This is a genomic window from Yoonia sp. D2-7, assembly GCF_055809435.1.
On the sequence record NZ_CM147912.1, the window covers coordinates 3036818 to 3048958 of the forward strand.

General features: G+C 55.2%; 11 protein-coding genes. 2 read left to right on the top strand and 9 right to left on the bottom strand.

The window, feature by feature from the left end; translation table 11 throughout:
* Positions 1-33 precede the first annotated feature (33 nt).
* From AC0L7R_RS15010 to AC0L7R_RS15045, 8 genes are all read right to left on the bottom strand, one after another.
* Positions 34-897, bottom strand: a complete 864-nt coding sequence (locus AC0L7R_RS15010; RefSeq protein ID WP_473657675.1) for an EamA family transporter — start codon at positions 895-897, stop codon at positions 34-36.
* A complete protein-coding gene (locus tag AC0L7R_RS15015) occupies positions 898-1788 on the bottom strand; it encodes an NAD(P)-binding domain-containing protein (protein ID WP_473657676.1) in 891 nt (296 codons plus the stop codon).
* The gene (locus tag AC0L7R_RS15020; protein WP_473657678.1) at positions 1785-2801 is read right to left on the bottom strand and encodes a Gfo/Idh/MocA family oxidoreductase; all 1017 of its coding nucleotides are present in this window, start codon (positions 2799-2801) and stop codon (positions 1785-1787) included. Before AC0L7R_RS15020 ends, AC0L7R_RS15015 begins: the two co-directional genes overlap by 4 nt.
* Positions 2794-3744 carry a phytanoyl-CoA dioxygenase family protein gene (locus AC0L7R_RS15025; RefSeq protein WP_473657679.1) on the bottom strand — a complete coding sequence of 317 codons (951 nt, stop codon included), beginning with the start codon at positions 3742-3744 and terminating at the stop codon, positions 2794-2796. The genes AC0L7R_RS15020 and AC0L7R_RS15025 overlap by 8 nt, the downstream gene beginning before the upstream one ends.
* Entirely contained in the window at positions 3741-5369 is a 1629-nt protein-coding gene (locus AC0L7R_RS15030; protein ID WP_473657681.1) for a TRAP transporter large permease subunit, read from the bottom strand. The genes AC0L7R_RS15025 and AC0L7R_RS15030 overlap by 4 nt, the downstream gene beginning before the upstream one ends.
* Entirely contained in the window at positions 5369-6217 is an 849-nt protein-coding gene (locus tag AC0L7R_RS15035) for a TRAP transporter small permease subunit (protein ID WP_247127367.1), read from the bottom strand. The genes AC0L7R_RS15030 and AC0L7R_RS15035 overlap by 1 nt, the downstream gene beginning before the upstream one ends.
* A 22-nt stretch (positions 6218-6239) precedes the next feature.
* Positions 6240-7409 (bottom strand): enolase C-terminal domain-like protein, encoded by a 1170-nt coding sequence (locus AC0L7R_RS15040; RefSeq protein WP_473657682.1) that lies wholly within the window; start codon positions 7407-7409, stop codon positions 6240-6242.
* Positions 7410-7492: 83 nt separating this feature from the next.
* Positions 7493-8515: a TRAP transporter substrate-binding protein gene (locus AC0L7R_RS15045; RefSeq protein WP_348106769.1), complete on the bottom strand. Its 1023-nt coding sequence runs from the start codon at positions 8513-8515 to the stop codon at positions 7493-7495.
* A 177-nt stretch (positions 8516-8692) separates the two neighbouring features.
* Between AC0L7R_RS15045 and AC0L7R_RS15050 the strand changes: the two genes are divergently transcribed.
* The gene (locus AC0L7R_RS15050; RefSeq protein WP_247127370.1) at positions 8693-9334 is read left to right on the top strand and encodes a GntR family transcriptional regulator; all 642 of its coding nucleotides are present in this window, start codon (positions 8693-8695) and stop codon (positions 9332-9334) included.
* An 8-nt stretch (positions 9335-9342) separates the two neighbouring features.
* Here the strand turns inward: AC0L7R_RS15050 and AC0L7R_RS15055 are convergent, their stop codons facing one another.
* Positions 9343-10209 carry an NAD(P)-binding domain-containing protein gene (locus AC0L7R_RS15055; RefSeq protein ID WP_473657683.1) on the bottom strand — a complete coding sequence of 289 codons (867 nt, stop codon included), beginning with the start codon at positions 10207-10209 and terminating at the stop codon, positions 9343-9345.
* Positions 10210-10342: 133 nt separating this feature from the next.
* Here AC0L7R_RS15055 and AC0L7R_RS15060 point away from each other — a divergent pair, with 133 nt between their 5' ends.
* Positions 10343-12139: a dihydroxy-acid dehydratase gene (locus AC0L7R_RS15060; RefSeq protein ID WP_473657684.1), complete on the top strand. Its 1797-nt coding sequence runs from the start codon at positions 10343-10345 to the stop codon at positions 12137-12139.
* The last annotated feature ends 2 nt before the right edge of the window (positions 12140-12141 follow it).

Genomic DNA, 12141 nt, shown 5'->3' on the forward strand with positions numbered 1-12141 from the left:
AAAAGGCCCGCCAATGTGCGGGCCTTTTTGCGTTTAGCGGCCTCTTTTCCAGATGATCAGCCCCGCCAGAACGATCACGCTTGCGCCAACAATCTCGATTGCGTCAGGATAAAGTGCAAAGATCAGAATGTCCGACGCCATCATGTAAATGAGATAGCTGTACGAGATCGGCATCAACGCATTTGCAGGTGCGATATTATGAGCACGTGTCAGGATTTCATGCCCCGCCCAAGCGCAAAGACCCAGCATGCCCCACATCACCAATTCGGGCCACGTATTCGCCGGTTCCCAGACCGCATAAGCCATCGGTGCAATCACAATCGTACCGGTCAAACCGCCGTAAAACTGTAGCGTTTGGGTTTCGACATCTTGGGTCAAATACCGCGTCAAAAGCGAATAGGCCGCGAGTAAGAACGCGTTCACCACGCACAATAGCGCCGCCCAATGGTAATCGACGCCAAAAGGCTGGATAACGATAATGACGCCCACAAATCCCAGCAGGATCGCGCCCCACCGCCACGGTCCAACCCTTTCGCCCAAAACCTGGACGGACAAGAGACACACGATGATGGGGACTGAAAACGCGATGGCCGAAATGATCGTTAGCGGCAGATAGGTGATCGCGATGAAGTTCAACATCGTCGCGACCACCAAAAGCAAGGCCCGCAACACAATTAACGGCAGCTTGGGGTGGCGCAGTGGGGTTTGTCCGGTCGCTGCAATCCCCGCGCTAATGGCAAAGTGACCCGCATAGCGCAGAAAGGCGACCTGCAGCGCCGGAAACCCTAGCCCAATCAACCACTTCGCCGTTGTGTCCACCATGGTGAACAACAAATAGACGACGAGCATCATCAAGATGCCGACGCCTATTCTGTCGGGCGTTGTGGCGTCTCTCACCTAGTTTTGGCCGAACATTTTGGAATAGAAATCAACCATTTGCGACACCATTTCATCGCCATGACCTGCGTCTTTTGCGGACTTCATCGCATTCAACGGGCCACCGACAAGCGCGGACTCTGTACCCGCATCCTTTGCCATCTGGTCGTAATACCCAAGGTCCTTGGCCGCATTACCGATGCTGAAAGCCAACATATCTGGATTGCCGTCGATTGCGTAGCCTTTCACCAGATCCATCATCATCGATTTCAACGGACCCGCCGCGATGACATCAAAAACTTGCTGACGGTCCACACCTGCGACGTCCGACATCGCAAACACCTCGCCCATCGCGTTTGCAACGGTCATCCCGAAGAAGTTGTTCATCAGCTTGATCGTGTGGCCCGATCCAACGGCACCCAAATGAAAGACGTTTTCGCCCAAGTCATCCAAGACTGGTTTGATCTTGTCAAAAGCGGCTTTGTCGCCGGAAGCCATGATATTCAATTTGCCGTCGTAGGCCTGCTGGGGCGTCCGACCCAATGGACCGTCCAGCATCGTGCCGCCCGCCGCCGCGACTTTTTCAGCCAGGGCGCGCGTGCTTCCGGGCAGCGACGTGCCGAAATCGATGACGACTGCGCCTGATTGAAGTCCTGCAATCACGCCATCTGCGCCCGTCATGCGGGCTTCCACACTGGCGGATGTGTCCATGCACAGCATGACGATATCACTGGCATTGGCCACGTCGCGCGCGGTGTCCACTTCGGTCGCCCCGCGTGCAACAGCCGCATCAATGTTCGGGCGAGACCGGTTCGCAGTCACGGTCACCTGATAACCCAAGTCCTGAAGGCGAGAGACCATAGCCGATCCCATCAGCCCCAGTCCGATAAATCCAATGGTGGGTTTCGTCATGCTATCTTTTCCTTCGTATCTTCGGGCTGCAGTATTTGCTGCGCCAAGAGCGTTTCAATGTCACGCGTTACCTTCAACGTCCGCGCAGCATCATCGACATCAATTATCGGTTCGACAGTGCCTGCAATCACTTGGCAAAAATGCGTCAGTTGCGCGATCAATGGTACCGTCTTGGTAGCAGATAAGGTTTGTGCTGTCGCGGGCTGTGACCAATCTGTGGCACCCCCCCATAACGTGAGGGATGGGAACGCGATCCCACCCTGCGTGCCCGTAATCCACCACATATCCTGACCAGTTGTACCAATGTTGGGGTTCTCTGCTGTTCCGGCTTCAAAACCCCACGGGCTGGGCGCGGTATCGGCAAAGCTGATTGTCGCACACAGCCCGCTTTCAAACCGCAAAACAGCGCCACCGCTTTCGACTTTGTCGCTGCCGCGTTGTGCATTTGATCCAAGGGCTGCAATGTCGGTGACCTCGCCAAAGATGAACCTGAGCAAGTCGATGTCATGCACAAGGTTAATCATCACTGGACTGCCATCCGTACGCCGCCAATCCGCGTTAAAATAGCTGTCATGCTTACGCATCGCCCATATCAACGTAGAGGTCACGGGCGCGCCAATCTTGCCAGACAAGATTGCGTCCCGCAGGACGTCAATAGATGGATGATAGCGTCTGTGGTGGCCAACAAGACACCGTGCACCGTGTTTACGGACGGCCCGCCCGAGATCGCGGGCTTCGTCCAAAGTCGCCGTAACCGGCTTTTCGATCAACATATGCCAACCGCGCTGCGCACATTGCATTCCATGGGACGCGTGCAATCCGGTAGGTGTCGAGATGATCACACCATCGACGTGCACATTCACATCGGCAATGTCGCGAAAGACCGGGGCAGCGATCCCATCCACCTGCACCGGATCAACAACACCTGCCAATGTGCAGTCAGGATGATCCTGCACCGCCGCCACATGCCGCGCGCCGATCAGTCCGGCCCCTATAACAAGGATATCAGGCACAGAATGGACTATCCGCTTGCCACCGATGTTGGTCGATATGGGGCGACGTGGCCGCTGTCGTCCGCGCCTGTTCCCACAGACCCAGCCACGTGCGCCAGTCCCGCAATTCCGTCTGCGGCTGCGCCCGCGATCTGGCAACAAAATCGGGGAACTGCTGACGTCCTGTGTTCTGCCCACTCACGTTATATCGAATATCAAACGACCATCTGTAACCGTCAGACGTGTTCGGCCCCGAACAATGCGGGGTCAGCGGGTGTATCAACAGGATACTGCCTGCCGTCATTTCCGCATCAATTGCGCGATCTTGGTCAAGGTGTGCATCAGGGATCGCAGTTTGAATTTGCGGGCAATGCGGCAACATATCATCGGGCGGATTGGGGATCAGGCGCAAGCACCCGTTTTTTACCGTCGCATCCGTCACTGCGATCCACACCGTAACGATATCTGTTTCATCAGCCAACGGATGCCCGACGCCGCGATCCTGATGCCATGCAGTGACGCCGATATGGGCACGCGTTTCACCTTCGGGCACTTCGCGTTGGGGCGGCTTAATGCGGACATGCTGAATCGGATTCGACGTCAGCTCACCACCAAGAACGGTTTCGACGACATCAAGGATCGGGTCATGTGTGACCAGATCAAACACGGCGGGTCCAAAATGAAACGGCGTGTCTTCCGTGATATCAGCATGAGGAAGCGAGATATCGAGCGGTTGAAACCACTCAACTCCAGCCGCCCGAGCCCGATCAAGTTTCGCCCAGAAATCAAGTCCTTCGGCTGGATCAGTCACCAAACCCTGTGCGAACCAATCGTCGTACAATTGGTCCATAACCCCATCGTATTCTCCCCGAATTGCACGCAGCAAATCGGGGGACACGACGTCTTTAACGATCAGGTAGCCGTCCTTCTTGAACAGCGCAATTTGATCTGCCGTAAGGGTCACAGCAATATCGTCACGATGGATGGCCACACGAGCAGCACGGTGATGGCGATCAACTGCACACAGATAAACGGCAGGAACCCACGGAAGATGTCCGTCAACGAAATATGCGGCGGTGCCACCGACTTCAGGTAAAATGCAGCCGGTCCGAATGGTGGCGACAAGAAACTGACCTGCATGTTCATACAGAACAAAACACCGAACCAAATCGAGATTTGTGATGGCTCAAGTTGACCGATAAAGCCGATTTCTTCGATCGGTAGACGTTTCACAATCGGAAGGAATACCGGAATGATCAGCAACACGATCCCGACCCAATCCATAAACGCACCCATAAAGAGCAGGATCAGCATCATCGTCAGCAAGACGGCCATCGTAGGCATGTCCGCGCCAACGATCAGATCTGCGATGTAAGATGGACCGCCCGCAAGTGTGTAGGCCCCCGCCAAGGCGGCCGCCCCGATGGTCACCCAAATGATCGTGCCGGTGGACCGCAACGTCCGCATCAGCGCGTCCCACACCAGTGATTTCGATGCCTCGCCGCGGATCAACGCGATCACAAAGACGGCCAATGCGCCCATGCCCGCTGCTTCGGTGATCCCCGAAATGCCGCCATAGATCGACCCGAGCACGATGCCGATGACGGTGAATGGCGGAACAAGGCCCTTGCCGTGTTCCCAACCGACTTTGACACGTTCTATCCCGAACACAAAGAAAGCCAACACCAGTGCCGCGACCAAATAGCCGATGATATAGGGGATATGATATGCCATCCCCCATGCAATCGGATCAACGTTTTCGCCCATGTTAGTGTTCTGACCTGTCACGGTGAAGAATAAGGCACGCAGCAACAACAGCGTCGTGAAACCCGCCGTTAGGACGGACAAGAACGCACCGAACAGACCCAGCTTTTGGCGTCCTGTCGGCTCACCCGGTTGCGGTTCTGGCAATGGGGCCAGCGACGGGTTCAGGTTCGTCCGGATCAAAATGTAGATGATAAAGAAACTGGCCAGCATGAAACCGGGCAGGAACGCGCCAGTGAAAAGCGCCTTGATCGACGTTTCAGTGATCAGGCCGTAAATGATCAATACGATGGACGGCGGGATCATTGTTCCCAGCGACCCTGACGCACAAATCGTCCCGATGGCGAGGTTCTGATCGTAGCCAAGCCGTAACATCTGCGGCAGTGCGATTAGGCCCAACAGGACGACTTCACCGCCGATAATGCCAGACATCGCCGCCATAATCACAGCCATCAAAGATGTGACAATCGCGATGCCACCGCGCACGCGGGACAGCCAGTAATCAAGCGATGTGTACATTTCCTTGGCGATGCCGGACCGCTCCAGCAAAGCCGCCATAAAGATGAACAAGGGTACGGATATCAGGACATATTCGGTCATAAGATCGAATATCTTCTGGGTGAGCAGGTATAGCGGCCCCGTCCCCGGTCGCCCCGTCAGCATGCCATCACCCCATGAAAACGGGTTTGTCAGCAATGCCGGTTCAAATTTCATCACCAGCACCGCGACCGCCAAAACAGCTGACGCAAAGCCAAGCGGCATACCAATCGCTAGCAGGACCAACAGGCCCAGAACCAGCACAATCGAGATTGTTCCGACGTCCATTATTTCGCCCCTACGCTGCGTTTGATCGCTTCAAGTTCTTCGTCATCCATGTCCGTCGCACTCGCGATCACGGGTTCGGTGTTCCAATCGGCGATCAAGTTGATCACAGACTGGATCGCTACCAGCGTAATGATGATCAGGATCATTGGCTGGATCGTCGCGGGGATCGGCGGATCAAAGGCGGTGCCGAACATCTCCCACCGGTAAAATTTAGTCAGAAACACCTGCTTGTAGCTACCGAAGACGAGGAAGAAGGCGAAAACGCAGATAAAGAAGACCGACGCCGTATCGCACGCTTTTTGCGCCCAACGCGGCATAACTTCGTAAAGGATGAAGATACGGATGTGGCTGCGTTGCTGCATGGCGTAAAAGCCTGAACACAAAAACACAAAACCCGCGATCCACAGCGTCAGCTCATTCGCCCAAAGTGTTGGTTTCTCAATCGCGTAACGCAGGAACACCTCGTACATCATCACCATCGTCATCAGCAAAACCAGCATCATAGTGACGCGACCGATGAAAATCGCCACGCGGTCGATGGCGCGCCAGTCTTGGAATTCCATCGTCGCGACTTTGATGGTCCGCATCCCCAAGACGAACAGGATTGGAATAAGGACCAGCGCTGTCAGGTCGATGATATCAATGTGCCCGCCGACCACGGCTCCGAGATTGGGCGTGACGTCCTTGCGCAATTGCAATGCTTCGATCTGGCCATACAGGCTTTCGTTCGCGGGCGGCAGAAAGTCGAGAATGAACGACGGCATGTGCCAAATCACCCATCCCATGCAGATGATAAACGCCAATGGAATAATCCATTCCAAAAGGCCTCCTGTTTCTGCTTCGTCCATGACTGTCCCCTCCCAAGGTCGTCTAAGTAATCTCGAATTCTTTGATGAAATCCGTGTTTGGCGTAACACCTATTCCCGGTTTGTCCGGGATTGTGACGGTGCCGTTGGTCGTCTTCACTTGGCCTGCGATGTCCAGCGGGTCTTCCAAAAGGTCATCGCGGAAATGATTATGTGTGGTGTCGAATTCCAACATCGGTTCCCACGGGTACAGCCCGCCAGGCATAGGCGGCATCGCTGCAAGCAGTTGCAGGTTCACAGCAACGGCGATGTCTGAACCCCAGACGTGGTTAATAACAGGCGTGAAATGCGCGTGGCAAAGGGCCAGCACCCGTAGATATTCGCTGATCCCGCCAAGGGCGCAAACTTCGGGCTGCGCGATATCAAGACCGCGATTTTCAAGGATTTGGCGCCAGCCCCAGCGGTTGAACTCGGCTTCTCCGCCCGAAATATTGATGTCGAGACCAGCGCGCAATTCGCGATAGCCATCGTGATCTTCAGGCGCGATGGGTTCTTCGAACCAATACGCATCAAGATCTTGCAATGCACGGCCAACGTAAAACGCGTCCGACGTTGTGTAGCAATGATTGGCATCCACCATGAAACGGAAATCGTCGCCGACACCGCGTCTGACCGCTTCGGCCAATTTCGCATCCGGTTTCGGCCCCAACCCGACTTTCATCTTGGTCGCGGCAAAGCCCATTTCTTTAATCTCAGCGGCTTCATCAACGAAACGCGCCGCCAAGCTGTCAGCGGTTTCATCAGGGCGCAGCATCATCCCATAGCCGTAAACGGTGACGTGGTCGCGGTGTGCGCCACCGATCAGCTTGTGAATAGGCAAGCCTGCGACCTTACCCGCGATATCCCACAGCGCGATATCGACACCGGAAAGGGCCTGCATCGGCATGCCTTTTTGTCCGTGGTCGCGCAAAAGGTTGTAAACTTTGTGCCAGATCACATCGCGATCCATTGGGTCCATTCCCAAAATCAGCGGTTGGATCACACGTTCAACGATAGCTTTGTTGGCCAGCGCCACATTGCCCGGACCAAAACATTCGCCCCATCCGGTGATGCCTTCGTCCGTCGTCACTTCCACCAAATGGGCAGACCGTTTCGCGTAATACTGCTGCGAATAGCCCAAAGGCTCTGGCAGGTCATACTGCAAAACATGGCTTTGAATCTTAACGATTTTCATAGGTGCCTGGCGGGGAAAGAGGTGAAAACGGCAGGGCCATCAAATAGCCCTGCCGAATGTCTGTCAGTCGTGCGTCTGAAGGATTACTTCAACAGACCCATCTGTGTCAGGAAGGCAATGTGGCTTTCCAAAAGTGCTTCTGCCTCTGGTGTCGTGGCAAAGCTTGTCCAACCGGCTTTCACAGCTTCGCGGTACTGTGCCAGTTCTGCTTCAGGCCATTCGTACAGGTTCACACCCTTCGCACGCAGATCAACAGCGGTCTGTGCGTTTTGCACTTCGTTTGCTGTTGCGTTCTTCAGCGCCAATGCTTCCATCGCAACGGTCATAATGCGCTTGTGGTGCTCTGGCATCGCGTCCCAAATGTCCTTGCGGCAAGCAAGGTGGTCGGCTGGCATCGAATGGAAACCCGGGAAGTTCGTGTGCTCTGCAATGTCATACAGACCAAGGCCCACGTTGTTCGTCAGGTTGGCCGCATCAGCACCGTCGATGATGCCTGTTTCAAGCGCCGTAAAGATTTCGTTGAAATCCATCACGATCGGGGAAGCACCCATTTCGGCAAACACGAGCGTTGCCAAACCTGGAGGTGAACGGAACTTCCACCCTTCAAAGTCGGCGACGCCTGCAATTGGCTTAGTCGACGCAAGCGATTCAGGACCAGGGATCCACCAGCCGACAAATTCCATGTCGTATTGGTTGTACAGATCGTTGATTTTCGACGCACCGTCGGCGTGCAGCATCCAAGCAAGCTGCTGATACGGGTTCGTGTAGCCACCCAGCAAATCGCCAGTGAACTGGAACGCTGGGTTCTTACCGGTCTGGTAAGCACCACCTGTCATGTCGCAATCAAGAATACCTGTGGCCGCCGCATCAAACGTTTCTGCCGCTTTCACAACAGAACCGGAATAGAACATTTCGATCTGGATCTCACCGTTGGACATCGTCTGGATGTCTTCGATGTATTCTGCAGCCATTTGGCCAGACAGCGTTTCAGGCGAAAAGTGGGTTTGAATACGCAATACAGTTGAGGCATGCCCATCTGCGTAGGCAGCAGACGCCATCATTGCCACACCGGCAACAGCCGTCGTCAGTTTCGTCATCAATTTCATTTTAGTCCTCCCTAGGGCCAAATCAGCTTTTTCCCAGCTCCTCCCAGAGACTGGCATTGATTTTGGTAAGTTTAACGCTAACGGCGGGTTTACGCTGCGACAACAAAATTCTTGCTTTTTCCATAATTTTGATAATATCTCAAAATCTCAAAATTTTTTTCGGATGTAGTTGCGGACATGGCCATTGAAATACCAATTTTTGATACCGTACGAGATCGGATCGTCAACGGAGAATTTGCGCCAAATCAACGCCTTAAGTCTGCAGACCTTGCACAAGAATACGCGATCTCTGCATCCAGCATGCGTGAAATCCTGTTCCGGCTTTCGACCGTCGGTTTGGTGAATTTTCAAGAACAGCGCGGGTTTCGGGTCCCCGAACAATCCGACCGCTTGCAGCACGATCTGACACAATTTCGCGTTTTACTCGAGTCAGAGGGCGCGGTGCTGTCAATTCGTCACGGCGACATCGACTGGGAATCCCGACTGATGGCCGCCCACCATCGCCTGTCCCATATTGAAAACCGGATCAACGGTGGGCCCTTTGCGACCGGCCTGCTCACGCTTTGGACACGCGCGGAACAGGCTTTCCATCAAACTCTGATCGAAGCTTGCGGATCAGACGTTTTGAAAGAAGCACATGATGTCGTTTACCATCGTTTCCGCCAACAGATGATCGCGAAGGATCGCGATTTTGAATACGTTCCTGAAAATGTCACCCAACATCAAGGCATCCTAGATGCAGTGCTTGCCAAGGACGAAGCCCTAACGCGCAGCCGCATTCACGAGCATTTGTCGCGGAACTTTACCCGCCCGGTTTAGGGTTTGCCTCATGGCAACCCATTGAGATCAAGCAACTCTTCAAACAATCCCGAATGATCACGATCGCCTGCATCCATCTGGGTCATATAGCGGTGAAATCTGTCGCGCACATGCTGAACAACTGGCAGTTTCAGTGATCCAGCCTCCGCCAGCACGTTGTCGAGATCCTTTAGCTGCAGCTTGGTCAGCCCCCCCGGAACGAAGTCGCGGTTCGTCATCCGCGCCCCATGCTGCTGCAAAATCGTGCTATCCGCGAATCCGCCTTTCAGCGCGGAACGCACCGCAGTGGCGTCTGCCCCATTCTGTTCAAGCAACAACATTGCCTCGGCGACGGCGCCGATGGTCACCGCCACAATGGCTTGATTGGCCAGCTTCGCCAATTGCCCAGCGCCCGTCGGTCCGACAAGCGTCGGCCGTCCCATGGTTTCAAACACGGCTTTTGCGCTTTCAAAAACAGTAGCGTCGCCCCCCGCCATAATCGCAAGCGTCGCAGCCTCTGCACCCTTCGATCCGCCTGATACTGGCGCATCAAGGAAGGAAACATCCGACGTCGCGAGGGTGTCCGCGAATGCGCGGGCCTCTTCCGGTTTGGTGCTCGACATATCGAGCCAAATTGCACCGGATTCCAACGCTGATTTTGCCTCTGCAATAATGCTTTCGACCGCCGGACCGTCCGACAGCATCGAAATCACAACATCCGCTTGCGTGACTGCATCGGCGACAGTGTCCGCAACCATTGCGCCGTGCGCGGTTAACCCTTCTGCCTTCGCGCGGCTGCGGTTCCAGACGGTCACATCGAACCCGGCCGACGCGATGTTTCGGGCCATCGGGTAGCCCATCAAGCCTGTGCCAAGCAGTGTGATTTTGCGCGTCATGCGGGACCCTTTCGGTTCGTCGTAGCGTTGCAAACCTGCCGCGAACCTGCGTAGGCTTTCGGTATTCATGCGGCGAAGATCGCGTGATTGCAAGAAACCCCAGCCTGTCGTTCATCTACCAAAGGACCTTACCGTGCCAAAGATAACCCCCGAAAACCTGCGGTCCCAAAAGTGGTTCAACAACCCTGAAAACCCTGAAATGACAGCGCTTTACCTTGAACGCTACCTCAACTACGGCCTGACCCGCGAAGAGCTGCAATCAGGCAAACCAATCATCGCGATTGCGCAAACCGGCAGCGACCTTAGCCCATGCAATCGCCACCATATCGAACTGGCGAAACGCACGCGTGACGGGATCATTGCGGCGGGCGGCGTCCCTCTCGAGGTGCCAGTACACCCCATCCAAGAAACCGGCAAACGCCCCACCGCGAACCTTGATCGCAACCTCGCATATCTTGGTCTGGTAGAGGCATTGTTCGGGTATCCAGTCGATGGTGTCGTGTTAACGATTGGCTGCGATAAAACCACGCCTGCCCTGCTTATGGCCGCTGCAACAGTCAACATTCCAGCAATTGCATTGTCTGTCGGACCGATGCTGAACGGCTGGTACGAAGGCGAACGTGCGGGGTCCGGCACCGTGATTTGGAAAGCCCGCGAAAAGCTGGCGGCAGGCGAAATCACCGACGCCGAATTCATCGAAATTGCCGCCGCATCTGCCCCATCCGTGGGTTATTGCAACACGATGGGGACGGCCACGACGATGAATTCTTTGGCCGAAGCATTGGGCATGCAATTGCCCGGCTCGGCCGCCATTCCGGCGCCCTACCGCGAACGCGGGCAGATTAGTTACGAGACTGGAAAACGCATCGTCGATATGGTTTGGGAGGACCTGCGTCCCACTGACATTATGACGCGCGAAGCCTTTGAAAACGCGATCGTTGTGAACTCTGCCCTCGGCGGGTCAACCAACGCGCCCATCCATTTGAATGGCATCGCCAAGCACCTTGGCGTCGATCTGAGCAACGACGATTGGCAGGCGCATGGACACGCCGTCCCGTTGCTCGTGAATCTCCAGCCAGCAGGCAAATATCTTGGCGAAGATTTCCATCGCGCAGGCGGCGTTCCCGCGGTCGTGGGCGAATTGATGCAGGCCGAAATGCTGCCGCATCCAGATGCAGTAACCGCGAATGGCAGGACTATGGGCGACAATTGCGCGCTACGCCGGACGATAAACGATGACGTGATTTTACCCGTCGCAGACCCATTGATGCAGGAGGCGGGATTTATCAATCTCAAGGGCAATCTGTTTGACAGCGCGATCATGAAAACCAGTGTGATCAGCCCCGCGTTTCGCGAAACTTATCTGTCGAACCCGGATGACCCTGACGCGTTTGAAGGCCGTGCTATCGTGTTCGACGGGCCAGAAGACTACCATCATCGGATTGATGATGAGGCCGAAGGCATCGACCAGAACTGTATCCTCGTGATGCGCGGCGCTGGCCCTAAAGGGTATCCCGGCGGGGCCGAAGTCGTGAATATGCGCGCCCCATCTTACCTTCTGAAACAAGGGGTTGAGGCATTGCCGTGTATCGGTGACGGGCGGCAATCAGGCACGTCAGGTTCCCCGTCTATCCTGAATGCATCGCCAGAGGCTGCGGATAACGGCGGGCTCGCGTTACTGCAAACTGGCGATACGATCCGCATCGATCTGAAAACTTGCACCGCAAACATTCTGGTGTCCAACGACGTCCTACAAGCACGCCTTGAAGGATTGATCGCTGCGGGCGGCTTCCCGATCCCTGTTTCACAATCCCCGTGGCAAAAGTATTTCCGCGACATGGTCGAACCGCTCTCCGACGGGATGACCTTGCGCGACGCGTCCAATTACCAAGACATCGCGCGCAAACATATGCCGCGCGACAACCATTGAGG

What these genes read in the sequence shown, in the direction of transcription:
- AC0L7R_RS15015 (WP_473657676.1), bottom strand. Translation starts at nt 1,788, where the DNA reads ATGACGAAACCCACCATTGGATTTATCGGACTGGGGCTGATGGGATCG.
- AC0L7R_RS15030 (WP_473657681.1), bottom strand. Translation starts at nt 5,369, where the DNA reads ATGGACGTCGGAACAATCTCGATTGTGCTGGTTCTGGGCCTGTTGGTC.
- AC0L7R_RS15045 (WP_348106769.1), bottom strand. Translation starts at nt 8,515, where the DNA reads ATGAAATTGATGACGAAACTGACGACGGCTGTTGCCGGTGTGGCAATG.
- AC0L7R_RS15050 (WP_247127370.1), top strand. Translation starts at nt 8,693, where the DNA reads ATGGCCATTGAAATACCAATTTTTGATACCGTACGAGATCGGATCGTC.
- AC0L7R_RS15040 (WP_473657682.1), bottom strand. Translation starts at nt 7,409, where the DNA reads ATGAAAATCGTTAAGATTCAAAGCCATGTTTTGCAGTATGACCTGCCA.
- AC0L7R_RS15055 (WP_473657683.1), bottom strand. Translation starts at nt 10,209, where the DNA reads ATGACGCGCAAAATCACACTGCTTGGCACAGGCTTGATGGGCTACCCG.
- AC0L7R_RS15035 (WP_247127367.1), bottom strand. Translation starts at nt 6,217, where the DNA reads ATGGACGAAGCAGAAACAGGAGGCCTTTTGGAATGGATTATTCCATTG.